This window comes from Streptomyces sp. NPDC008139 (assembly GCF_042957025.1).
Classification (GTDB): domain Bacteria; phylum Actinomycetota; class Actinomycetes; order Streptomycetales; family Streptomycetaceae; genus Actinacidiphila.
In genome coordinates this window covers 88850-112046 of record NZ_JBIBHM010000013.1, presented here as the reverse complement: position 1 = coordinate 112046, position 23197 = coordinate 88850, and the positions used below count along the sequence as shown (strand labels likewise).

Annotated in this window: 19 protein-coding genes; 16 read left to right on the top strand and 3 right to left on the bottom strand. The window is 71.4% G+C overall.

Annotated elements, in window-relative coordinates:
• Positions 1-55 precede the first annotated feature (55 nt).
• The 3 genes from xseA to ACFZBB_RS26710 all read left to right on the top strand — a co-directional run bounded on the left by xseA (position 56) and on the right by ACFZBB_RS26710 (position 2410).
• Positions 56-1264: an exodeoxyribonuclease VII large subunit gene (gene xseA / locus ACFZBB_RS26720; protein WP_391127226.1), complete on the top strand. Its 1209-nt coding sequence runs from the start codon at positions 56-58 to the stop codon at positions 1262-1264.
• 152 nt (positions 1265-1416) lie between these two features.
• Entirely contained in the window at positions 1417-1698 is a 282-nt protein-coding gene (locus ACFZBB_RS26715; protein WP_391127223.1) for an exodeoxyribonuclease VII small subunit, read from the top strand.
• A gap of 118 nt (positions 1699-1816) precedes the next feature.
• Positions 1817-2410, top strand: coding sequence for a malonic semialdehyde reductase (locus tag ACFZBB_RS26710; protein ID WP_391049214.1), 594 nt, complete (start codon positions 1817-1819; stop codon positions 2408-2410).
• A gap of 75 nt (positions 2411-2485) precedes the next feature.
• On the opposite strand, the gene ACFZBB_RS26705 is transcribed toward ACFZBB_RS26710, so the two are convergent.
• On the bottom strand, positions 2486-3043 hold the full coding sequence (locus ACFZBB_RS26705) for a DUF4245 family protein (RefSeq protein WP_391127220.1): 558 nt from the start codon (positions 3041-3043) through the stop codon (positions 2486-2488).
• Between the two features lie 164 nt (positions 3044-3207).
• Between ACFZBB_RS26705 and glpX the strand changes: the two genes are divergently transcribed.
• Positions 3208-4239, top strand: a complete 1032-nt coding sequence (glpX, locus tag ACFZBB_RS26700) for a class II fructose-bisphosphatase (protein WP_391127217.1) — start codon at positions 3208-3210, stop codon at positions 4237-4239.
• A gap of 125 nt (positions 4240-4364) precedes the next feature.
• On the opposite strand, the gene ACFZBB_RS26695 is transcribed toward glpX, so the two are convergent.
• Together ACFZBB_RS26695 and ACFZBB_RS26690 are read right to left on the bottom strand one after the other, a co-directional pair.
• Complete coding sequence (locus tag ACFZBB_RS26695; protein WP_188281299.1) at positions 4365-4718, bottom strand: WhiB family transcriptional regulator; 354 nt, start codon at positions 4716-4718, stop codon at positions 4365-4367.
• Between the two features lie 332 nt (positions 4719-5050).
• Positions 5051-5746 carry a DUF1707 domain-containing protein gene (locus tag ACFZBB_RS26690; RefSeq protein ID WP_391127214.1) on the bottom strand — a complete coding sequence of 232 codons (696 nt, stop codon included), beginning with the start codon at positions 5744-5746 and terminating at the stop codon, positions 5051-5053.
• Positions 5747-5878: 132 nt separating this feature from the next.
• On the opposite strand from ACFZBB_RS26690, the gene ACFZBB_RS26685 reads away from it, so the two are divergent.
• The 12 genes from ACFZBB_RS26685 (at position 5879) to ACFZBB_RS26630 (ending at position 23119) form a co-directional block, all read left to right on the top strand.
• Positions 5879-7534 (top strand): FumA C-terminus/TtdB family hydratase beta subunit, encoded by a 1656-nt coding sequence (locus ACFZBB_RS26685; RefSeq protein ID WP_391049208.1) that lies wholly within the window; start codon positions 5879-5881, stop codon positions 7532-7534.
• A gap of 1252 nt (positions 7535-8786) precedes the next feature.
• Entirely contained in the window at positions 8787-9893 is a 1107-nt protein-coding gene (locus tag ACFZBB_RS26680) for a DUF1996 domain-containing protein (RefSeq protein WP_355347946.1), read from the top strand.
• Positions 9894-9988: 95 nt separating this feature from the next.
• On the top strand, positions 9989-11872 hold the full coding sequence (locus tag ACFZBB_RS26675; protein WP_391127211.1) for an adenylyl cyclase: 1884 nt from the start codon (positions 9989-9991) through the stop codon (positions 11870-11872).
• 17 nt (positions 11873-11889) lie between these two features.
• Entirely contained in the window at positions 11890-13647 is a 1758-nt protein-coding gene (locus ACFZBB_RS26670) for a discoidin domain-containing protein (protein WP_391127208.1), read from the top strand.
• Between the two features lie 19 nt (positions 13648-13666).
• Positions 13667-14167: a DoxX family membrane protein gene (locus ACFZBB_RS26665; RefSeq protein ID WP_391127205.1), complete on the top strand. Its 501-nt coding sequence runs from the start codon at positions 13667-13669 to the stop codon at positions 14165-14167.
• Between the two features lie 133 nt (positions 14168-14300).
• Entirely contained in the window at positions 14301-15686 is a 1386-nt protein-coding gene (locus tag ACFZBB_RS26660; RefSeq protein ID WP_391127202.1) for an aspartate ammonia-lyase, read from the top strand.
• A gap of 23 nt (positions 15687-15709) precedes the next feature.
• Positions 15710-16384, top strand: a complete 675-nt coding sequence (locus tag ACFZBB_RS26655; RefSeq protein ID WP_391127199.1) for a DUF402 domain-containing protein — start codon at positions 15710-15712, stop codon at positions 16382-16384.
• A gap of 285 nt (positions 16385-16669) precedes the next feature.
• On the top strand, positions 16670-17344 hold the full coding sequence (locus ACFZBB_RS26650) for a methyltransferase domain-containing protein (RefSeq protein ID WP_391127519.1): 675 nt from the start codon (positions 16670-16672) through the stop codon (positions 17342-17344).
• 128 nt (positions 17345-17472) lie between these two features.
• Positions 17473-19698 (top strand): SpoIIE family protein phosphatase, encoded by a 2226-nt coding sequence (locus tag ACFZBB_RS26645; RefSeq protein WP_391127516.1) that lies wholly within the window; start codon positions 17473-17475, stop codon positions 19696-19698.
• Positions 19699-20293: 595 nt separating this feature from the next.
• A complete protein-coding gene (locus ACFZBB_RS26640; protein ID WP_391127196.1) occupies positions 20294-21742 on the top strand; it encodes a catalase in 1449 nt (482 codons plus the stop codon).
• A gap of 169 nt (positions 21743-21911) precedes the next feature.
• Entirely contained in the window at positions 21912-22856 is a 945-nt protein-coding gene (locus ACFZBB_RS26635; protein ID WP_391127193.1) for an SPFH domain-containing protein, read from the top strand.
• Positions 22853-23119 carry a hypothetical protein gene (locus ACFZBB_RS26630; RefSeq protein ID WP_355347922.1) on the top strand — a complete coding sequence of 89 codons (267 nt, stop codon included), beginning with the start codon at positions 22853-22855 and terminating at the stop codon, positions 23117-23119. The genes ACFZBB_RS26635 and ACFZBB_RS26630 overlap by 4 nt, the downstream gene beginning before the upstream one ends.
• Positions 23120-23197: the final 78 nt, after the last annotated feature.

Sequence of the window (23197 nt, the reverse complement as noted above, 5' to 3'; positions counted from 1 at the left end):
TACGGGGGTGCGGCCGTTCGGCGGCGGTGTCGGTCGCGCCCACTACGCTGCGGGCATGGCTCTGAACACCTCGGCGCAGACGCCGATCCCCGTCGGTGAGGTGTCGCGGCTGATCGGCGGCTGGATCGACCGGCTGGGTGCGGTGTGGGTGGAGGGGCAGATCACCCAGTTGTCGCGGCGGCCGGGCGCGGGCGTGGTGTTCATGACGCTGCGCGATCCCTCGCACGACGTGTCGATCACGGTGACGTGCTTCCGCGGTGTCTTCGAGCAGGTCGCGGACGTGGTCGGCGAGGGCGCGCGGGTGGTGATGCACGCCAAGCCCGAGTGGTACGGGCCGCGCGGCCAGCTCTCGCTGCGCGCGGTGGAGATCCGCCCGGTCGGGGTGGGCGAACTGCTGGCGCGCCTGGAGCAGTTGAAGAAGACGCTGGCGGCCGAGGGGCTCTTCGCGCTGAACCGCAAGCGGCCCATACCGTTTCTGCCGCAGCTCATCGGCCTGGTGACCGGCCGCGCCTCGGCGGCCGAGCGGGACGTGCGGGAGAACGCGCGGCTGCGTTGGCCCGCCGTCCGCTTCGAGGTGCGCAATGTGCCGGTGCAGGGCGCGAGTGCGGTGCCGCGGGTGATCGAGGCGGTACGGGAGCTGGACGCGCGTCCGGATGTCGACGTGATCGTGGTGGCGCGCGGCGGCGGCAGCGTCGAGGACCTGCTGCCGTTCTCGGACGAGGAGCTGGTCCGCGCGGTCGCGGCCTGCCGGACCCCGGTGGTCTCGGCGATCGGCCACGAGCCGGACTCGCCGCTGCTCGACCTGGTCGCCGACCTGCGGGCGTCCACCCCGACCGACGCGGCCAAGCGGATCGTGCCGGATGTGCGCGAGGAGCTCGCGCGCGTCCAGTTGGTACGGGACCGGGCGCTGCGGGTGATGCGCGGGCTGCTGGACCGGGAGGAGCGCGGCCTGGAGGCGGCGCTGAGCCGTCCGTCGATGGCGGCGCCGTACGGGATGATCGACGGCCGCGCGGCGGAGGTGGCCGACCGGGTGGACCGGGCCCGCCGTACGCTGCGCCATCTGCTGGAGCGCGCCGACGCGGATCTCTCGCACACCCTGGCGCGGGTGGTCGCGCTGTCCCCGGCCGCGACGCTGCGCCGCGGGTACGCGGTGCTCCAGCGCGAGGACGGCTCGGTGGTACGGGACCCGGCGGAGGTGACCCCGGACGACGCGCTGCGGGCGCGGGTGGCCGAGGGCGACTTCACGGTGCGCGTCACGGAGTGACGCGGGGGTGGGCGTGGGCGGCGCGCGCTGATGTCGGCGGCGGACGGTCCGGCGTCGCGCCGTGATGTCGGCGTCGCGCGGTTCGGTGTCGCGCGGTGATGTCGGTGTCCGCGTCGCCTGACCTGTCCCACCCCGCGCCTAGGCTTGCCCCCATGGCAGACACGGCAGGCACCACCGATACGGCGGACCGGGAGAGCGGCAGCGCGGCCCTCGGGTACGAGCAGGCGCGCGACGAGCTGGTGGACGTCGTACGGCGGCTGGAAGCGGGCGGCGCGACCTTGGAGGAGTCCCTGGCCCTGTGGGAGCGGGGCGAGGAGCTGGCCAAGGTCTGCCGCCGCTGGCTGGAGGGCGCGCGGGCCCGGCTGGACGCGGCGCTGGCGGCGGAGGAGGACGACGACGAGGCGGAAGGGGTCACGGGGGCCGCACAGGAGTGACCGGGGTCACGCTTACTCCAGGGAATGGTTGAACGTTCACCCAGGTTGGTCGGAGTGTTCCGACGCGCCGCCCCCCGGCGCGCCCCCCTCGCACGACCGAAAGACCTGAGGATCCCGCATGACTCTCGTGCTCGACACCGCCGCCCAGGACCTGCTCTTCCGTGAGGCCCGCACCGCCAACACGTTCACCGACGAGCCGGTGACCGACGAGCAGGTCCAGGCCATCTACGACCTGGTGAAGTACGCGCCGACCGCGTTCAACCAGCAGCCGCTGCGCGTCGTCCTGGCCCGTACCGAAGAGGGGCGCGAGCGCCTGGTGCGGCACATGAGCGAGGGCAACAAGGCGAAGACGTCGACCGCGCCACTGGTGGCGATCCTGGCCGCGGACAACGAGTTCCACGAGGAGCTGCCCACCCTGCTCCCGGTCTTCCCGCAGGCCAAGGACGTGATCTTCGCCGAGCGCCCGGTCCGCGAGCAGTCCGCCGCGCTGAACGCCGCGCTCCAGGTCGGCTACTTCATCATCGGCGTCCGCGCCGCCGGTCTGGCCGCCGGCCCGATGACCGGCTTCGACGCCGACGGCATCAACAAGGAGTTCTTCGCGGACGGCGAGCACTCGGTGCTGGCCGTGGTCAACATCGGCAAGCCGGGCGAGGCCGCCTGGTACGACCGCAACCCGCGCCTGTCGTACGAGCAGGTCGTGACGACCGTCTGATCCGTACGACGGACCGACGTAAGTCCGTATGACCGGGCACCTGGTCACACGTACGTCCATATGACCGGCTACCGGTTACTGGCCGCCGCGCTCCTTCAGCGCGGCGGCCATCGTCGTCAGCTCCGCGTCCTTGCCGGTGCCCAGTACCACCGTGGTGACACCCTGCTCCTTGCGGACCAGCGCGTTGTACTTCGGCCCCGCGTAGCGCTCCCAGACCAGACCGCCCGCGGTGACCGTACGGCCGCCGTCGCGGTGCGCGCCGAAGGTGACGCCCTTGATGTACGGCTCGGCCGCGGCGTTGCTCTGCTCGACGGCCACGTACTGGTCCTCGGGGTCGACGAAGCCGATGTGCCAGGTCACCGCCTGCGGGTCGGCCGCGCTGTAGGTGACCGAGGTGGGCCGCCAGGTCGCGGGCAGCCCCTCGGGCCCCGCCACCTTGTACGGCGCGTCGCGCCGCGCCTGGCCGAGCTCCACCGAGAAGGTGACCGGCTTGGTCGGGTCGGCCTTCGAGTCGTGCGGGATGAACACATAGATGAGGGCGGCGACGGCGCCGATCACCGCCATCGACAGCACCAGGTCCCGCACGGTCTTGTTGCCACGTTTGTCTGCTGCCACCCGACCATCGTCCCCCATGCCGGGAACGGCCCCGGACGCCGGGGTCCGCACCCTCCACAGGCCCCGGCCCACACACGGCACCAGGCGCTCATGTGACGTGCACCCTGCTCATATTCGCGCCGAACCGATAGGGTCGGAACACCCTCATATTCCGGCCGTCCTCGTACAGAAAGGTGCGCGTGATGACCGAACAGCATTTGCCGCCCCAGCTCGAAGTGAGCCCGGAGGCCCCCGACCGCAACCTGGCACTGGAACTCGTACGCGTCACCGAGGCCGCCGCGATGGCGGCCGGACGCTGGGTCGGCAGGGGCGACAAGAACGGGGCCGACGGCGCCGCGGTGAACGCGATGCGCACCCTCGTCCACACCGTCTCGATGAACGGCGTCGTCGTCATCGGCGAGGGCGAGAAGGACGAGGCGCCGATGCTCTACAACGGCGAGCGGATCGGTGACGGCACCGGGCCCGAGTGCGATGTCGCCGTCGACCCGGTGGACGGCACCACGCTGACCGCCAAGGGCATGCCCAACGCGGTGGCGGTGCTCGCCGTCGCCGACCGCGGCACCATGTTCGACCCCTCGGCCGTCTTCTACATGGACAAGCTGGTGGTGGGCCCCGAGGCCGCCGAGTACGTCGACATCACCGCGCCGCCCGCGGTCAATGTGCGCCGGGTCGCCAAGGCCAAGGGCAGCGCGCCGGAGGACGTCACCGTCGTGGTGCTCGACCGGCCGCGGCACGACGGCATCGTGAAGGAGATCCGGGAGACCGGCGCCCGGATCAAGTTCATCGCGGACGGCGACGTGGCGGGCGCGATCATGGCGGTGCGCGAGGGCACCGGCGTGGACATGCTGCTGGGCATCGGAGGCACGCCCGAGGGCATCATCGCGGCCTGCGCGATCACCTGCCTCGGCGGCACGATCCAGGGCAAGCTGTGGCCGAAGGACGACGCCGAGCGGCGCCGGGCGCTGGACGCCGGGCACGACCTGGACCGGATTCTGCACACCAAGGACCTGGTCAGCGGCGAGAACGTCTTCTTCGTCGCCACCGGGATCACCGACGGCGAACTGCTGCGCGGGGTGCGGTACCGCGCGGAGACCGCCACCACCTCGTCGCTGGTGATGCGCTCCAAGTCCGGCACGATCCGGCAGATCGACTCCACGCACCGGCTGTCCAAGCTGCGGGCGTACAGCGCGATCGACTTCGACCGGGCGCGCTGAGGCTCACTCCCCGCCTTCGGTACGTCGGCTGCCGCCTGCCGCGGCGCACTCGGGCCCCGTATTCCCGGATGCGGCGCGGCGGGCGGCGTCGGCCGACGAAACTCCTGAGCCGCTGAGCCGTACGGTCAGCCCGCGGCGGCGATCTGCGGGTCGGGGCGCTGGAGTTCGACCTCGCGACGGCGGCGACGGGCCAGCACCACGCGGCGCTCGGCGGCGGTCATGCCGCCCCACACGCCGTACGGTTCCGGCTGGAGCAGGGCGTGTTCGCGGCATTCGAGCATCACCGGGCAGCGCGCGCACACGCGTTTGGCCGCCTCCTCCCGGGACAGGCGAGCGGCAGTGGGCTCCTTCGACGGGGCGAAGAACAGCCCCGCCTCGTCACTGCGGCAGGCGGCCTCCGAGTGCCAGGGCCCGCCCAGATCCCGCGGATGACCGGGCGGGTAGGCGGTGTCCGTGACGGGCTCGATCGGTTGAAGCACGGGATACTCCTGACGACGGCTCGGCGATTGCCACCCTGGCGCGTCACCGACCACTCCCCCGGCGGGCGCGGATCTCAACGGCGGCAGTGCGGCGGCGTGCTCGAACCCCTACCCGCTGTACGCGACTTCATGCGCACCGTGTTCGCCCCGCGCGGGAGCCCCGCAAGCCTGTGACCTGCGGATGGCGGAAACACGCACGATGCTTGGCGCACTTACGCACCATCAATCACAGCCGTTACGGAGTTGGGGGCGTGAAACAGCCGCTGCCCGCTCACCCGTGCGCGACGCCGCTTCACCCCGGCGCCGGAGGCTCCCCCGACCGGTCCCGCGCCTCAGCTCTCGAGGTTCTTCCTCGTCCAGTCCTTGACCTTCTTGCCGCGCTTGGCCTTCGCCTCGACGCCGCCCCAGAAGGCGAAGCCGTCGATGCGGACCACCGGCGCGTCGGCGTCCGGCGCCTCGAACGCCTTGACGTCGGAGCCGCCCATGATGCCGACGACCCCTCCGCCGCGCAGCGTCACGTTCTCCGGCAGCTTGACGCTGATGCCGCCCATGATCGCGGTGCAGTGGATGACCAGTTCCGGCGAGGTGAAGGTGGCCTCGGTGAGGTCGATCTCGACGCCGCCCATGATCGCGACCGCGGTGATCCGGTGGCCGACGCGCCAGCGGCCCTTGCGCTCGGCCCCGCCGAGGATGCCGACCAGGTTCGGGTTCTCGCCGCTGGGGTCGGGGGCGTAGTGGTAACCGCCGCGGGCCGCGGGGGCGGGCGCCGGGGCGCTGGTCCTGCCCACCGGCAGATCCCGTACCAGCGGCTCCAGTTCGCCCATGGTCTTGGCCGCGTAGACCTGGTCGAGCCGCTCGGAGTGCTCCGACGAGTCCAGACGGCCCTCGGCCAGGGCCTCGCGCAGGATGTCGGCGATCCGGTCCCGGTCCGCGTCCGACGCCCGCAGGTCCGCTTCCGCGGTGGGCTTGCCCGTACGCACCGGCTGGGGCTGCTCTTGCGCGCGTTTCTGGAGCTGCGATTCGTCCACGTCCCTACGGTACACAGACGCGATAGATCGCGACTACCCCGAAGTACCCCCTAGGGGTCCGGCCCGCCCGGCCGTTCGGGGGCGTTCTAGAATCGGGAGGCCGCAGCGCCGCCGCCGAGTGAGGAATGCCCCATGCCTGAGTTCGCCTACACGGATCTGCTTCCCCTCGGCGAGGACCCCACCACGTACCGCCTGCTCACCGCCGAGGGCGTCAGTACCTTCGAGGCGGACGGCCGTACGTTCCTCACGGTCGATCCGGAGGCGCTGCGGCTGCTCGCGGCCGAGGCGATGCACGACATCTCCCACTACCTGCGCCCGACCCACCTCGCGCAGCTCCGCCGCATCCTGGACGACCCGCAGGCGAGCCCCAACGACAAATTCGTCGCGCTCGACCTGCTGAAGAACGCGAACATCGCGGCGGCCGGCGTGCTCCCGATGTGCCAGGACACCGGTACGGCGATCGTCATGGGCAAGCGCGGCCAGCAGGTCCTCACCGCGGGCGGCGACGAGGAGGCGCTCTCGCGCGGGATCTACGACGCGTACACCAAGCTCAATCTGCGCTACTCGCAGATGGCCCCGCTGACGATGTGGGACGAGAAGAACACCGGCTCCAACCTGCCCGCGCAGATCGAGCTGTACGCGACGGACGGCGGCGCGTACAAGTTCCTCTTCATGGCCAAGGGCGGTGGCAGCGCCAACAAGTCCTTCCTCTACCAGGAGACGAAGGCGGTGCTGAACGAGGCGTCGATGATGAAGTTCCTTGAGGAGAAGATCCGTTCGCTGGGTACGGCGGCCTGTCCGCCGTACCACCTGGCGATCGTGGTGGGCGGGACCAGCGCCGAATTCGCCCTGAAGACGGCCAAGTACGCCTCCGCGCACTACCTGGACGAGCTGCCCGCCGAGGGCTCGGCGGCCGGACACGGCTTCCGGGACAAGGAGTTGGAGCAGAAGGTCTTCGAGCTGACGCAGAGGATCGGGATCGGGGCGCAGTTCGGCGGGAAGTACTTCTGCCACGACGTGCGGGTGGTGCGGCTGCCGCGGCACGGCGCGTCGTGCCCGGTCGCCATCGCCGTGTCCTGCTCGGCGGACCGGCAGGCGCTGGCGAAGATCACCGCCGAGGGTGTCTTCCTGGAGCAGTTGGAGACGGACCCGGCGCGCTTCCTGCCGGAGACCACCGACGAGCACCTGGACGACGACGTCGTACGCGTCGACCTCAACCGGCCGATGGACGAGATCCGCGCCGAGCTGACCAAGTACCCCGTGAAGACCCGGCTTTCGCTGTCCGGGCCGCTGGTCGTGGCCCGCGACATCGCGCACGCCAAGATCAAGGAGCGGCTGGACGCGGGCGAGGAGATGCCGCAGTATCTGCGCGACCACGCCGTCTACTACGCGGGACCGGCCAAGACGCCCGAGGGGTACGCCTCGGGCTCCTTCGGGCCGACCACCGCGGGCCGGATGGACGCCTACGTCGAGCAGTTCCAGGCCGCGGGCGGCTCCTTCGTGATGCTCGCCAAGGGCAACCGCAGCAAGCAGGTCACCGACGCGTGCGCCGCCCACGGCGGCTTCTACCTCGGCTCCATCGGCGGCCCCGCCGCCCGCCTCGCCCAGGACTGCATCAAGCGGGTCGACGTCCTCGAATACGCCGAGCTCGGCATGGAAGCCGTCTGGAAGATCGAGGTCGAGGACTTCCCCGCCTTCGTCGTCGTCGACGACAAGGGCAACGACTTCTTCCAAGACCCTTCCCCTTCCCCCACCTTCACCACCATCCCCCGCCGCCAAGGCGCCTGACCCCTGCGGGGGGCTCGCCGCCTGAGGGCTTGCCGCCGCGACGAGGGGACGCGCCGCGGGGGCGCGGTAGCGGCGGACGCGGGACGGCGCGGGAACGGGCGGGTACCGCCCTGCGGGGCGGTGGCGGCACGGGCCGCGTGCTGTCGCCGCCGCGAAGGGCGGGCGCGCGCCCCTGAGTAGCCGCAGCGGCGGCATGCGCGGACGCGCACGGCGCGGGAACGGGCGGGTACCGCCCTGCGGGGCGGTGGCGGCACGGGAGCCGCGGCGGCGCCAGCGCGGCACGGGCGCGTGCTGACCCGCGGGGGGGGCGGAACTCCGCAGACGCGGGCACGGGCGCGGGCTGACCCACGGGGCGGCAACGACCGCAGGCTCGGGCACGCGACCATCACGGGAGCCGGGAACGGGCACGCACTTGCCCTGCCGGGGGGCGTGACTCCGCAGACTCAGGAGCCGCGACGGCGACATACGCGGGCACGAGCGCGCGCTGCACGCGGGCTGGGCGACGGTGCCCGCAGAAGCAGCGGCAGACGTGGACGTGAGAACGGCAGCAGGGCAGCGCGCAAGGGCGAGTCGCCGCAGGCCCGGCGGGGCGACCGCCGCGTATGCCAGCGCGAGGCAGCGGGGCGGCGGGGCCGGGCCGGGAACCGCGCGGGGCGAGGGCCGCTGACTACGCCAGCACGCAGCGCCCAGGCGGCGGGGCCGGGCCGAGAACCGCGCGGCGGCGGGGCATCACTCGCCCCTGTCGCAGGGGCGGCCCGGCGGGGGGGACCGCTGATTACGCCAGCGCACGGCGCCGGGGCGGCGGGGCCGGGCCGGGAACCGCGCGGGGCGGGGAGACCGTTGATTACGTCAGCGCGGAGCGCCCGGGCGGCGGGACGGCCGAGAACCGCGCGGGGCGAGGGCCGTTGATTACGTCAGCGCGGAGCGCCTGGGCGGCTCGGCCGGGGGGCCCTGGTAAGCGCCAGCGCGTGCGGCTGGGGGTTGGTACAGGCCAAGGGTGGGGCTCCGAGGCGTGGGGTGGACCTTCACGAAATCCGCAAGAAGTGGAGGGCTTGCAGGCCAGGGTGGTCGGGGGGTGGCGGAATGCCCGGCTCGCGCAGCGGGGGCGATTCATCAACCGTTGACATGTCCTTAGCGGGAGCGGAACATTCCGTACCTGGGAGAGCGCTCTCCCAACTGACGGCCCGTCATGACGCCTGCCGCCACGTCGTGCTGTCAGCCCCCCATGCGCACCATCAAGCAGGAGGTCTCCATGGCACGGAGGACCAGAAGGATCCCAGGGCTGCTCATAGCCCTGTCACTCGCCGCTACCGGCCTCGGTATCGGCGGGGTCGCGATGACGACCGGAAACGCTTCCGCCAGCACACCGGCCGCCGCGGACCACGCGGCCGACCACGCCGGGATGCCCGGCATGGCGATGCCGCTGACCGGCAACGGACTGGCGTCCGGCGACGACCCGGACGGCGACGGCTACATCATGGCGAACCCGCCGGTCACCGGCGTGACGCCGTCGACGTACGAGCCGCCGCACGCGTATTTCCACGAGTTCCAGGCCCAGTGTGCCCCCACGCACACGGCGCCGGACGACCCGATCGTCTTCCCGGGCCAGCCGGGGGCGTCGCACGACCACACCTTCATGGGCAACACCAGCACGAACGGCAACTCCACGACGGCCTCGCTGGAGACCGGTAACACGGTGTGTCTGGCGCCCGGCGACAAGTCGGCGTACTGGATGCCGAGTCTGTTCAAGGGCACCCAGAAGATCCTGCCGGTCGGCACGCAGACGATCTACTACAAGTCGTCCGTGAACGACTACACCAGCGTCCGCCCCTTCCCCAAGGGCCTGCGCTTCGTGGTCGGCAGCCCGAGCCAGACGCAGGACGAGTTCCAGCACCTCAAGGGCACCGTCGAGGGCTGGGAGTGCGGGACCAGCTACCACAACTGGAACATCCCGGTGAGCTGCCCCAACACGCCTGACACGCAGCTCAACATCCGTCTCCAGGCGCCGAGTTGCTGGGACGGCATCCACCTGGACGTGCCGGACCACAAGAGCCACATGGCCTACCCGGTCGCCGGGGGCGCCAACCAGAACGTCTGCCCGGCCGACCACCCGGTCGCCCTGCCGATGATCGAGTTCAAGATGGCCTGGCCGGTGAACGGCGACATGTCGCAGGTCCACCTCTCCAGTGGCCAGGGCTTCTCCTTCCACTACGACTTCTTCAACGACTGGGACGCCCCGACCCTCAACGCGCTGGTCACCCACTGCATCAACGGTGGACTCCAGTGCGACGCCCGCGGTTACGACCAGTCGCAGCCCCAGAAGGGCGCGGCTCTGAACCAGAACTACCAACTGCCGTAAGCCCGGACACCGCGCTCTCCCGCGCGGGCCGGGCTTTACCCGACCCCGTGGGAGAGCGCTCTCCGGAACCTGTCCCCCCAACACACAGGTGATCTATGAACAGCCCCGCACTTCCCCCCTCTCAACCCCCCACAAGCAGCACAAGCAGCACAAGCAGCACGACCGGCACACCCGGCTCACCGGTGACATCCGTCTTCTCTCGGCGCGCGGCCCTCGGCGCGCTGGCGGCCCTCGCGGCCACCCCGGTACTGGCGGGCCACGCCTCGGCGGCCACCGCGTCCGGCGCGAGCGGTACGAAGGCCGGCACGAAGGCCGGTCCGCGCGCCGCCGCCCCGGACCCCGACTTCGGCCCCAACGTCCTGGTCTTCGACCCCTCGATGCCGATCGCCGACATCCAGGCGAAGGTCTCGGACGTCTTCCGCCGCCAGGAGTCCAACCAGTTCGGCACCGACCGCTTCGCGCTGTTCTTCAAGCCGGGCACGTACGAAGGACTCGACGTCAACGTCGGCTTCTACACCCACGTCGCCGGGCTCGGCCTGTCCCCCGACGACGTCGACATCCACGGCCTGGTGCACGTCGAGGCCGACTGGATGCAGGGCAACGCCACCCAGAACTTCTGGCGCAGCGCCGAGAATCTCTCGGTCACCCCGACCGGCGGCTCCAACCGCTGGGCGGTCTCGCAGGCCGCCCCGCTGCGCCGCGTGCACATCCGCGGCGAGGTCCCGCTGTGGAACGGCTACGACGGCTGGTCCAGCGGTGGCTTCATGGCCGACTGCAAGGTGGACGGCCGGGTCGTGTCCGGCTCCCAGCAGCAGTGGCTGACCCGGAACAGCGCGCTCGGCGAATGGGCCGGTTCCGTATGGAACATGGTCTTCGTCGGCGTGGACGGCGCGCCGCCGCAGAACTTCCCCGACCCCTCCCACACGGTGGTCGACAGCGCCCCGGTGATCCGGGAGAAGCCCTTCCTGTACGTGGACGGGTCCGGCGCGTACCAGGTGTTCGTGCCCGCGCTGCACAGCAACGCCCGCGGGGTGACCTGGAACGGCGGCGCGCAGGGCGAGTCGATCCCGCTGACCGACTTCTACATCACGAAGCCGGGCGACTCGGCGGCCACGATCAACTCCGCACTGGCGCAGGGCAAGCACCTGCTGGTCACGCCGGGCGTGTACGCGCTGGACCAGACCGTGGAGGTGACGCGGGCGGGCACGGTCGTGCTGGGCCTGGGCATCGCCACGCTGCTGCCGGACAACGGCATCACCGCGCTGTCCGTCGCCGACGTCGACGGTGTGAAGATCTCCGGGCTGCTGATCGACGCGGGCGCGACGAATTCCGCGGTGCTGGTCCGCGTCGGCCCGCAGGGCGCAGGCGGCGGCCACGCGGGCGACCCGACGCTCCTCCAGGACGTGTTCGTGCGGATCGGCGGCGCGCAGGCCGGAAAGGCCACCGTCAGCGTCGAGATCAACAGCTCCGACGTGATCGGCGACAACCTGTGGCTGTGGCGGGCCGACCACGGCAGCGGGGTCGGCTGGGACGTCAACACCAGCGACACCGGGCTGGTCGTCAACGGCGCGCGCGTCACGATGTACGGCCTGTTCGTGGAGCACCACCAGAAGACCGAGGTGCTCTGGAACGGCGACGCCGGACGGACGTACTTCTTCCAGAACGAGATGCCGTACGACCCGCCCAACCAGGCTGCCTGGATGGACGGTTCGCGGCACGGCTACGCCGCCTACAAGGTGGCGGACTCGGTCTCCTCGCACGAGGCGTGGGGGCTGGGCAGCTACTGCCTGTTCCTCGCGGACCCGAGCGTCGTCGCCGACAGCGCCCTGCTGGTGCCGAACACGTCCGGGGTGCGGCTGCACGACATGGTCACCGTCTCGCTCGGCAACGACGGGACGATCAGCCATGTCGTCAACGAGACCGGTGACCCGGTGAACACCACCAACTCCGGTATCTCCTACCTGGTGAGCTACCCGTGACCCCCTCGGAGGACGAGATGCGCGCACATGTGATCAGGAGGACGGCCAGGCGCGGCCTGGCGCCCCTCGCGGTGGCGGCACTGGTCGCGGCGGGTCTCGCCGTCGTGCAGGCCCCGGCCGCGCAGGCAGCGGGCAGCGTGGTCAAGGTGACCGGCTCGCAGGGCAATTGGCAGCTCACCGTGGACGGCGCCCCGTACACCGTGAAGGGTCTGACGTGGGGTCCGCAGCCCTCGCAGGCGGCGGCGGACCTGCCGGACGTGGCGCGGATGGGCGTCAACACGATCCGTACGTGGGGTACGGACGCGAGCAGCGCGCCGCTGTTCGACGCGGCGGCGGCCAACGGCATCAAGGTGATCGCCGGTTTCTGGCTCCAGCCGGGCGGCGGTCCCGGCTCGGGCGGCTGTGTCGACTACCTGACGGACACCACGTACAAGAACAACATGCTCGCGGAGTTCCCGAAGTGGGTGAACACCTACAAGGACAACCCGGGCGTGCTGATGTGGGACGTCGGCAACGAGTCGGTGCTGGGGCTCCAGAACTGCTACAGCGGTGACCAGTTGGAGCAGGAGCGCAACGCGTACACCTCCTTCGTCAACGACCTGTCGAAGGCGGTGCACGCGGCGGACCCGAACCACCCGGTGACGTCGACCGACGCGTGGACGGGCGCGTGGCCGTACTACAAGCGCAACACCCCGGACCTGGACCTGCTGGCGGTCAACTCCTACAAGGACGTCTGCAACGTCAAGTCGGCCTGGGAGAGCGGCGGTTACGACAAGCCGTACATCATCACCGAGGGCGGCCCCGCCGGTTCGTGGGAGGTGCCGAACGACGCGAACGGTGTGGCGGACGAGCCCACCGACCAGCAGAAGGCGGACGGTTACACCAACGCGTGGAACTGCGTGGCCGGCCACCCCGGTGTGGCGCTGGGCGCCACGCTCTTCCACTACGGCAACGAGGACGACTTCGGCGGCATCTGGTTCAACCTGGTGCCCGACGGCCTGAAGCGGCCCTCGTACTACGCGGTCAAGCGCGCGTACGGCGGGAACACCTCGGGTGACAACCAGCCGCCGCTGGTGACCGACATGACCGTGGACAACGCCACTTCGGGTGTGCCCGCGGGCGGCACGGTGACGATCAACACCTCGACCTCGGACCCGGAGAACGACCCGATCACGTACCAGGTGCTGTTCAGCAGCATCTACATCGACAACAACGGCTCGCTCACCCCGGCCGCCACCACGCAGAACGGCGGCACGCTGACGGCGAAGGCGCCGGAGAAGGTCGGCGTGTACAAGGCGTATGTCCGCGCCACCGACAACCACGGCAACGTCAGCTACGGCTCCAGGTCGGTGCGGATCGTGCCGCCGAAGCCGAACGGTACGAATGTCGCGCTCAACAAGCCCGCGACGGCCTCCACGTACCAGACCGACCCGACCGGCGGCTGCCCGTGCACGCCGTCGAACGCGGTGGACGGCAACGCGGGGACCCGCTGGGCGAGCGACTGGAGCGACCCGCAGTGGATCCAGGTCGACCTGGGCGCCACCACCACCTTCAACCACGTCCAGCTCTCCTGGGAGTCGGCGTACGCCAAGGCGTACGACATCCAGACCTCCGACGACGGGCAGAACTGGACGACGGTGAAGTCCGTGACCGACGGCAACGGTGACATCGACGACCTCGACGTCTCCGGCACCGGCCGCTATGTGCGCCTGACGGGCACGCAGCGCGGCACGGCCTACGGGTACTCGCTGTACGAATTCGGCGTCTACAACTAAGCGGAGAGGAGGTGCGCTCATGTCGGACACCGTTACCGGTACGGGTTCGGACTCCCGCATCGACAGGGCCCAGCCGTACGCGCTCAGCCTGTTCCGTATCGTCGTCGGGCTCCTGTTCACCTGCCACGGTGTGGCGTCGCTCTTCGGTGTGCTCGGCACGGCCGAGCTGTCGGCGGGCCGGTGGCCCGGGTGGTACGCGGCGCTGATCCAGCTCGTCGGCGGTGTGCTGGTGCTGTTCGGGCTGGCGACCAGGCCGGCCGCGCTGATCGGCTCGGGGTCGATGGCGTTCGCGTACTTCGACGTCCATCAGCACCGGGGGCTGCTGCCGATCGAGAACGGCGGTGAGGCGGCGGTCTTCTTCTGCTGGACGCTGCTGCTGATCGTCTTCTCGGGGCCGGGCGCCCTGGCGCTGGACCGGCTGCTCGCGGACCGCAAATCGGCCGCGCGGGCGGCGCTCGACGCGCAGGAGGCGCAGGAGGCGCAGGACGGGGGGAACGGCCGACTGGCCATGCCCGCCTGAGGCTCCACGCGGATCTCACCCGGCCTCGCCCGGCTTCACGCGGGCTCACGCGGCTGCGCGCGGATTCGGCCGATCTCGCCACGGGGAGACAGTGCCCGGGAACACCCAGGTGTTCCCGGGCACTGTTATAGACATGAGCGAATACCGGATCGAGCACGACTCGATGGGCGAGGTACGGGTGCCCGCCGAGGCGAAGTGGCGGGCGCAGACGCAGCGCGCGGTGGAGAACTTCCCGATCTCGGGGCAGCCGATCGAGCGGGCGCACATCGCGGCGCTGGCCCGGATCAAGGCCGCCGCCGCGAAGGTCAACGCGGAGCTGGGCGTCCTGGACAAGGAGACCGCCGAGGCGATCCAGGAGGCCGCGGCCGAGGTCGCCGAGGGCCGCTGGGACGAGCACTTCCCGGTGGACGTCTTCCAGACCGGTTCCGGCACCTCGTCCAACATGAACACCAACGAGGTGATCGCCACCCTGGCCACCGAGCGCCTGGGCCGCGACGTCCACCCCAACGACCACGTCAACGCCTCGCAGTCGTCCAACGACGTCTTCCCGTCCTCCATCCACATCGCGGCGACGGCGGCGGTGACCGGCGACCTGATTCCGGCGCTCACCCGTCTGGCGGAGTCCCTGGAGGCGAAGGCGGCGGAGTTCGCGACCGTCGTGAAGGCGGGCCGCACGCACCTGATGGACGCCACGCCGGTCACGCTGGGCCAGGAGTTCGGCGGCTACGCGGCGCAGGTGCGGTACGGGATCGAGCGGCTGCGGTCCTCGCTGCCGAGGCTGGCGGAGCTGCCGCTGGGCGGCACGGCGGTGGGCACCGGCATCAACACCCCGGCGGGCTTCCCTGCCGCGGTGATCGCGGAGGTGGCGCGCGCGACCGGGCTGCCGCTGACCGAGGCACGCGACCACTTCGAGGCGCAGGGCGCCAGGGACGGCATCGTGGAGACCTCGGGGCAGCTGCGGACGATCGCGGTCGGCCTCACCAAGATCGCCAACGACCTGCGCTGGATGTCCTCGGGGCCGCGTACCGGGCTGTCCGAGATCGCGCTGCCCGACCTTCAGCCCGGCTCGTCGATCATGCCGGGCAAGGTCAACCCGGTGATCCCGGAGGCGGTGCTGATGGTGGCGGCGCAGGTGACGGGCAATGACACGGCCATCGCGGTGGCGGGCGCGGCGGGCAACTTCGAGCTGAACGTGATGCTGCCGGTGATCGCCCGCAACGTGCTGGAGTCGGTCCGGCTGCTCGCCAACGTCACGCGGCTGCTGGCGGACCGCACGGTGGACGGGATCACGGCGAATGTCGAGCGGGCCCGCGAGTACGCCGAGTCCTCGCCTTCGGTCGTCACCCCGCTGAACCGTTACATCGGGTACGAGGAGGCCGCGAAGGTCGCGAAGAAGGCGCTGGCGGAGCGGAAGACGATCCGCGAGGTGGTGATCGAGTCCGGTTACGTCGAACGCGGTCTGCTGTCCGAAACGCAGCTCGACGAGGCGCTGGACGTTCTGCGTATGACGCATCCGTAACAGTGCTTCCGTAAACTCTGTTCATGACAGCCGAAGCCGATCTCTCGACCCGCGCCGGGGAGCGCCGCTTCTGGACGCCCGGCGCGCAGGTGCTGTGGCGTTATCGGGGGAACGGCACGGACGCGGTGCACATCTGCCGTCCGGTGACCGTGGTGCGCGACGACGCGGAGCTGCTCGCGGTGTGGATGGCGCCCGGTACGGCGTGCGTGAAGCCGGTGCTGGCGGACGGGACGCCGGTGCACCGGGAGCCGCTGGCGAGCCGGTACGTGAAGCCGCGGGTGGCGCGGGTCGAGCCGTGGTGGGGCGCCGGGGTGCTGAAGCTGGCGCGGCCGGGCGAGCCGTGGTCGGTGTGGCTGTTCTGGGAGCCCGGGTGGCGGTTCAAATGTTGGTATGTGAACCTTGAGGAACCTCGTCGGCGCTGGTCGGCAGGGGTGGACTCGGAGGATCACTTCCTCGACATCTCGGTCCACCCGGACCGGTCCTGGCGCTGGCTGGACGAGGACGAGTTCGCGCAGGCGCAGGCGGACGGGCTGATGCCGGCGGAGCTGGCGGCGCGCGTGCGGCGGGCCGGTGAGCGCGCGGCGGGGGTGGTCAGGGCCTGGGGTCCGCCGTTCCGCGACGGCTGGGAGGACTGGCGGCCCGACCCGGCGTGGCCGGTGCCGGCGCTGCCGCCGGACTGGGACCGGCCGCCGTCGTAGAAGCGGCGGGACGAACCGGGGGTACGGCCGCGGTGCGTACGGTAGGGGGCTGTAAGCGGGCGTAAGCCGTGGGGGGCGGGAGTGAACCACCGAGCCCCTTGTTGCGTCCCTGACCCCCGACCGTAGGATCGTGCTCCGGAACACTGCGCAATTGCCGATCGCGGCCTAGAGTTTGACGCTACGTCACAGCGACGCGAACACAGCCATTCGTACAGCCATTCAGCAGCAGCCATCCAGCAGCAGTCAGGGAGGCCCGGAGCGGTGGGAACCGGCGGCTACGAGCACATGGGGATCCCCCCTGCCGACGATCACGAGGATCAGGGCAGGGACCGTACCGGCCAGGCCGAGGCGTTCGACGCGATCGGCGACCGGTACGACGAAGCGTTCCCGCACAAGGACGGCCAGGTCAGGGCCGGTGAATGGCTCGTCGAGACCCTGCCCGCCGGTGCCCGTGTGCTGGACCTCGGCTGCGGTACGGGACTGCCGACCGCGCGCCAGTTCACCGACGCGGGGCTGCGGGTGACGGGCGTGGACCTGTCGGCCGGAATGCTCGCGCAGGCAAGGGTGAACGCGCCCGCGGCCGACTTCGTCCAGGCCGACTTCGCCGACCTCACCGAGGGCGGGCCGCTGGCACCGGGAAGTTTCGCGGCGGTCGCCGCGTTCTTTTCGCTGCTCATGCTGCCCAAGGACGAGATCCCCGGCACCTTGCGGGCGATCCACGGCCTGTTGGAGCCCGGCGGCCTGCTCGCCGTGTCGATGGTGGAAGCCGATCTGGACAATGTGCCGATTCCGTTCCTCGGTCACACCATCCGGGTATCGGGTTATCTAAGGGATGAACTGCGCCATGTCGTGGTGGACGCGGGCTTCGAGGTGATCAAGGAGGATTCGTACGCCTACGCACCGGCGAGCACCGACGTGCCGCCGGAGGAGCAGATCTTCCTCTCCTGCCGACGCGCCTGACCAGGCCCGACCCGCCGCGGCCAGCGCGTGGCGCACAGACGGATGGAACGACTCGCGTGACCACGGACCCGCCCCGTACGCCCAGGAACCACGCCGCGACCCCACCGGACCCGCGTGGCGGCTTCGCCGTGCCCGAGACGCCTTCGGGGCCGAGTACCGCTTCGGGCCTCGGCCCGAACACGGGCCACCACGAGCTGCCCCGCGCCGCCCGCGACTTCGAGTCGGCGCGCGGCCTGGCCTCGGCGGCCTCTGCCACACCCCCGCGTCCCGGCGGGGCCCGCCCGCACGACGAGAACGAGCCGGAGGGCAGGCCGGCGGCCGAGCGCCCCGGCGCTGAACACCCAGCGGCCGAGCGCCCCGCCACCGACCGCTCCGGCGCGGACCGGCCCTCGGCCATACCCGGCGGATCCGCCCCCGAGACCCCGCGCGGACCCTCGCGCGCCGTGGAGCCGCACCTGCCGCCGCTGCCGCCCATCCCGACGCACGGCTCCGGCTGGACGGCGCCGCCGGAGGGCGAGTCGCTGGCGTCGTTCGTCAGCACTCCGCCGCGCGGCACACCGCTGGAAGCGGCGGGACACCCCGGCGACGAGGATTCTGTGGGGATGCGCATCCCGATGCCCGTGCAGACCGGTCCCGAGGCCGACCGGCTGCGCTACGTGGGCGCCGCGACCCGGCGGATCGCCCGCGGGCTCGACCTCGACGAGATCCTGCTCGGCCTGTGCCGCTCGGCGGTGCCGGCCTTCGCCGACGCGATCCTGGTCTATCTGCGCGACCCGCTGCCGGTCGGCGACGAGCGGCCGTCCGGGCCGCTGCGGCTGCGGCTGCGGCGCGCCGACGGCGGCCTGGAGGAGCCCGCGGACCCGCTGGCGACCGCGACCGCCCCGGTCGGCGCGGCGCCGCTGCTGCCCGCCCTGGAGTCGTCGTACGGCGGCGCCGCCGAGTCCATCGCGGTGCTGCTCGACGGGCCGCTGGCGGAAGTGCTGCGCGGCGTACGGCCGGTCTTCGCGGACTCCCCGCGCGCCGCCGACGCGCTCGCCGAACTCCTCGGCCGCCCCGACCACAGCGACGGGCCGCTGCCGGGCCTGCCGACCGGCCGCCGCGCCCTGCTGGCACCGTTGCGCGGCCGTCGCCGGGTGATCGGCGCCGCGGTGCTGCTGCGGCGCGCGGACCGTACGCCCTTCGAGGCGGACGACCTGCTGGTGGCCGCCCAGCTCGCCACGCACACCGCGCTCGGCGTCGACAAGGCCGTGCTCTACGGCCGCGAGGCGTACATCGCGGACGCCCTCCAGCGCGAGATGCTGCCGGACTCGCTGCCGCAGCCGACCGGCGTCCAGCTCGCCAGCAGATACCTTCCGGCGGCCGAGTCCGCGCGCGTCGGCGGCGACTGGTACGACGCGATCCCGCTGCCCGGCAGCCGGGTGGCGCTCGTCGTCGGCGACGTCATGGGCCACTCCATGACCTCCGCGGCGATCATGGGCCAGCTCCGCACCACCGTCCAGACCCTGGCCGGGCTCGACCTGGCGCCCCAGGAAGTCCTCTACCACCTGGACGAACAGGCCCAGCGGCTCGGCCAGGACCGCATGGCGACCTGCGTCTACGCCGTCTACGACCCGATCGCCCACCGGCTGGTGGTCGCCAACGCGGGCCACCCGCCGCCGGTGCTGCTGCACGCCGACGGCCTCGCCGAGGTGCTGCGCGTGCCGCCCGGCGCGCCCATCGGCGTCGGCGGGGTGCCCTTCGAGGCCGTGGAGCTGCCCGCACCCGCCGGGGCGACCCTGCTGCTCTACACCGACGGCCTGGTCGAGTCCCGCAGCCGTGACGTGTGGGGCGGCATCGAGCTGCTGCGCGAGCGGCTGCACGACGCCGCCAGCGTGGTCTCGCCGCCGCCGCTGGAGCCGCTGTGCGACGAGGTGCTGGAGATCCTCGGCCCCGGCGACCGCGACGACGACATCGCCCTGCTCGCCGCGCGTTTCGACGGCATCTCGCCCAGCGACGTCGCCTACTGGTTCCTGGAGCCGCACCCCCAGACGCCCGGCCGCGCCCGCCGCCTGATCCGCCAGGCCCTGCGCCGCTGGGACCTCGAGGACCAGTCCGACGCCGCCGAACTCCTGGTCAGCGAGATCGTCACCAACGCCGTGCGCTACGCCGAGCGCCCCATCACCCTGCGCCTCCTGCGCACCGACGTCCTGCGCTGCGAAGTCGGCGACGACGCGCCTCTTCTGCCGCGCATGCGCCACGCCGCCCCGGAGGAGGAAGGTGGCCGCGGCCTCTACCTCGTCAACCGCATGGCCCAACGCTGGGGCGCCACCCGCTTGGGCGCGGGCAAGGTGGTCTGGTTCGAGCTCCCGATCTAGGGCCGCGCCGCCAGTCACCGCTGCGCGGTGGGGTTCGCCGGTGGGGTGCGGCTGCGCAAGGGGCTGGGCTCCTGGGGTGGGTTTGCGTGAGGTGGGTTCGCCGGTAGCCGGCGAGCCGAAGGCGGCGCCGGTGTTGAAAGGGAGAACGCGCACAGCGACCGAGGAACGAGGGAGCGAGCACGATCGACCGTCGACACCGGATTTAAGCCGCCGGAGGCGAGAGGGCGGCAAAAAAAGGGAATCGCGGTGAGCTGACGCAAGAGGGCTCCCACCCACGGTTCGCCGTGACGGTGAGCTGACACAAGACGGCCCCCGCCCACGCTCAGCCGCGAGGGTGAGCTGACACAAGGCGGCCCCCACCCACGGTTCGCCGTGACGGTGACCTGACGCAAGGGGGCCCCCACCCACGCTCAGCCGCGAGGGTGCTGACACAAGACGGCCCCCGCAGTGACCTCCCCCAGGCAGGGGCAAGCCGGCTCGGCCACCAGCGTGACCGAGGGTCATAGTCGTGTCGCTCAGCGTGCCGCCAGGCATGTTCGGTGGGAGGGTGGGGAGCAGCGAGGTCATACGACTCCCGAGCGTGAGGACACTCTCGATGAGCACCCCGTACACCACCAACAACGCCGGTATCCCGGTCGAGAGCGACGAACACTCGCTGACTGTGGGGGCCGACGGGCCGATCCTGCTCCAGGATCACTACCTGATCGAGAAGATGGCCCAGTTCAACCGGGAGCGGGTCCCCGAGCGGGTGGTGCACGCCAAGGGCAGCGGGGCGTACGGCCGGTTCGAAGTGACCAACGACGTCAGCCAGTTCACCCGCGCCGACCTGTTCCAGCCGGGCAAGCGCACGCAGATGCTGGCGCGGTTCTCGACGGTCGCGGGTGAGCAGGGCAGCCCGGACACGTGGCGGGACCCGCGCGGCTTCGCGCTGAAGTTCTACACCGAGCACGGCAATTACGACCTGGTCGGCAACAACACCCCGGTCTTCTTCGTGCGCGACACGATCAAGTTCCAGGACTTCATCAGGTCGCAGAAGCGCCGCCCGGACAACGGGCTGCGCGACAACGACATGCAGTGGGACTTCTGGACGCTCTCGCCGGAGTCCGCGCACCAGGTGACGTGGCTGATGGGCGACCGCGGCATCCCCAAGTCGTACCGGCACATGAACGGCTACGGCTCGCACACGTACATGTGGGTCAACGGCGACGGCACGAAGTTCTGGGTGAAGTACCACTTCAAGACCGACCAGGGCATCGACTTCCTCACCCAGGCGGACGCCGACACCCTCGCGGGCCAGAACGCCGACTACCACCGGCAGGACCTGTGGGAGGCCATCGACCGCGGCGACCACCCGTCGTGGACGCTGTATGTGCAGGTGATGCCGTTCGAGGACGCGGCGGACTACCGCTTCAACCCGTTCGACCTGACGAAGGTGTGGCCGCACGGCGACTACCCGCTGATCGAGGTCGGCCGGATGACGCTGGACAACAACCCCGAGGACTACTTCGTCCACATCGAGCAGGCGGCGTTCGAGCCCTCGAACATGGTGCCGGGCATCGGCCCGTCCCCGGACAAGATGCTGCTCGGCCGCCTGTTCTCGTACCCGGACACGCACCGGTACCGGATCGGCCCCAACTACGCCCAGCTCCCGCCGAACCGTCCGCACTCGCCGGTCAACTCCTATGCCAAGGACGGCCCGATGCGGTACGAGCCGTCGAACGCGGGGGCGCCGTACGCGCCCAACTCGTACGGCGGACCGGCCGCTTCGCCGCAGGCGTACGGCGAGGTCACCGGCTGGCGGGCGGCGGGCGAGATGGTGCGCGAGGCGTACGCGCTGCACGCGGAGGACGACGACTTCGGGCAGGCGGGCACGATGGTGCGCGAGGTGCTGGACGACGCGGCGCGCGCCCGGCTGGTGTCGAACGTGGCGGGCCACCTCAGCGACGGGGTGAGCGCGCCGGTGCTGGAGCGGGCGCTGACGTACTGGCGCAGTGTCGACCAGTCGCTGGGCGACCGGATCGCCGGTGAGGTCAAGACCGGCTGACGCCCACCGAAGCGCAGCCCCGAGGCACGTGATCATGTCCCGTGCCCCGGGGCTGCATCGCGTCCGGGGGCGGGTCCGGTGCGGGTTCGAGGCTTTGCCAAGGTTTGGGTTTCCCCGAAAATGTGCTATCTATTTGATAGACACTTTTTCGGAGGAACGGGGCCCCGCCATGTCGGACCAGAAACCACAGCTCGCCGTCGACGCACCGGACATGCCCGCGCCGCGGGTGCAGGAGCGACGGGCGGTGGGCATGCCCGGTCTGCCCTTTCTGCTGCTCGCGCTGGTGGTGGTGGCCGGTGGTGTGGCGCTGATCGTCGCGGGCGCGGTGCACGCCAAGGACCACCCCGGCGCCCTCGCGACCACGCTGATCATCGCGGGCGCGGTGGTCGTCCTCTGCGCGTTCATCACCCTCTTCGGCCTCACCCAGGTCGCGCCGGGCTCGGCGCGGGTGTGCCAGCTCTTCGGGCGCTACCAGGGCACCATCCGGCAGGACGGCCTGCGCTGGGTGAACCCCTTCACCAGCCGCCGCAAGATCTCCACCCGGCTGCGCAACCACGAGACCTCGACGCTGAAGGTCAACGACGCCTACGGCAACCCGATCGAACTGGCCGCGGTCGTGGTCTGGCAGGTCAGGGACACCGCACAGGCGACCTTCGAGGTCGACAACTACGTCCAGTTCGTGAGCATCCAGACCGACACCGCCGTCCGGCACATCGCGACCAACTACCCGTACGACGCCCACGACGGCCAGTCGATCTCGCTGCGCGGCAACTCCGAGGACATCACCGAGCGGCTGTCCGCCGAGATCGCCGCCCGCGTCGAGTCGGCCGGTGTGAAGATCATCGAATCCCGGTTCACACACCTCGCCTACGCGCCCGAGATCGCCTCCGCGATGCTCCAGCGGCAGCAGGCCGGGGCCATCGTGGCCGCGCGGCAGACGATCGTGGACGGCGCGGTCGGCATGGTCGAGTCGGCGCTGTCCCGGATCGCCGAGCAGGGGATCGTCGAACTGGACGAGGAGCGCAAGGCGTCCATGGTCAGCAATCTGCTGGTCGTGCTCTGCGGTGACCGCGCCGCGCAGCCGGTCCTGAACACGGGCACCCTCTACCAGTGACCTCGTCCGCGCCCGACGACGGGCCCGACGGGGCGGGCGGCGGGGAGACCGCCGCCCGCCCCGTACGCAAGCAGGTGCTGCTGCGGCTCGACCCCGCCGTTCACGACGCCCTCGCGTCCTGGGCGGCGGCGGAGCTGCGCAGCACCAACGCGCAGATCGAGTTCCTGCTGCGCCGCGCCCTCGCCGAGGCGGGCCGCCTGCCCAGCGCGACCCGCCCCCTCCCCCGCCGCGGCCGGCCCCCGAAGCCGTCGGCCGGTACGTAGGCCCCGCCCGCCACCAGCCTCCTCCCGACGCCACCGCACGGCGGCGGAAGGCAGCGCTCAAGGCGGGTATACATGGTG

Coding starts and splice junctions, on each gene's coding strand:
- xseA (WP_391127226.1), top strand. CDS start 56: ATGGCTCTGAACACCTCGGCGCAGACGCCGATCCCCGTCGGTGAGGTG.
- ACFZBB_RS26715 (WP_391127223.1), top strand. CDS start 1,417: ATGGCAGACACGGCAGGCACCACCGATACGGCGGACCGGGAGAGCGGC.
- ACFZBB_RS26710 (WP_391049214.1), top strand. CDS start 1,817: ATGACTCTCGTGCTCGACACCGCCGCCCAGGACCTGCTCTTCCGTGAG.
- ACFZBB_RS26705 (WP_391127220.1), bottom strand. CDS start 3,043: ATGGGGGACGATGGTCGGGTGGCAGCAGACAAACGTGGCAACAAGACC.
- glpX (WP_391127217.1), top strand. CDS start 3,208: ATGACCGAACAGCATTTGCCGCCCCAGCTCGAAGTGAGCCCGGAGGCC.
- ACFZBB_RS26685 (WP_391049208.1), top strand. CDS start 5,879: ATGCCTGAGTTCGCCTACACGGATCTGCTTCCCCTCGGCGAGGACCCC.
- ACFZBB_RS26680 (WP_355347946.1), top strand. CDS start 8,787: ATGGCACGGAGGACCAGAAGGATCCCAGGGCTGCTCATAGCCCTGTCA.
- ACFZBB_RS26675 (WP_391127211.1), top strand. CDS start 9,989: ATGAACAGCCCCGCACTTCCCCCCTCTCAACCCCCCACAAGCAGCACA.
- ACFZBB_RS26670 (WP_391127208.1), top strand. CDS start 11,890: ATGCGCGCACATGTGATCAGGAGGACGGCCAGGCGCGGCCTGGCGCCC.
- ACFZBB_RS26665 (WP_391127205.1), top strand. CDS start 13,667: ATGTCGGACACCGTTACCGGTACGGGTTCGGACTCCCGCATCGACAGG.
- ACFZBB_RS26660 (WP_391127202.1), top strand. CDS start 14,301: ATGAGCGAATACCGGATCGAGCACGACTCGATGGGCGAGGTACGGGTG.
- ACFZBB_RS26655 (WP_391127199.1), top strand. CDS start 15,710: ATGACAGCCGAAGCCGATCTCTCGACCCGCGCCGGGGAGCGCCGCTTC.
- ACFZBB_RS26650 (WP_391127519.1), top strand. CDS start 16,670: ATGGGGATCCCCCCTGCCGACGATCACGAGGATCAGGGCAGGGACCGT.
- ACFZBB_RS26640 (WP_391127196.1), top strand. CDS start 20,294: ATGAGCACCCCGTACACCACCAACAACGCCGGTATCCCGGTCGAGAGC.
- ACFZBB_RS26635 (WP_391127193.1), top strand. CDS start 21,912: ATGTCGGACCAGAAACCACAGCTCGCCGTCGACGCACCGGACATGCCC.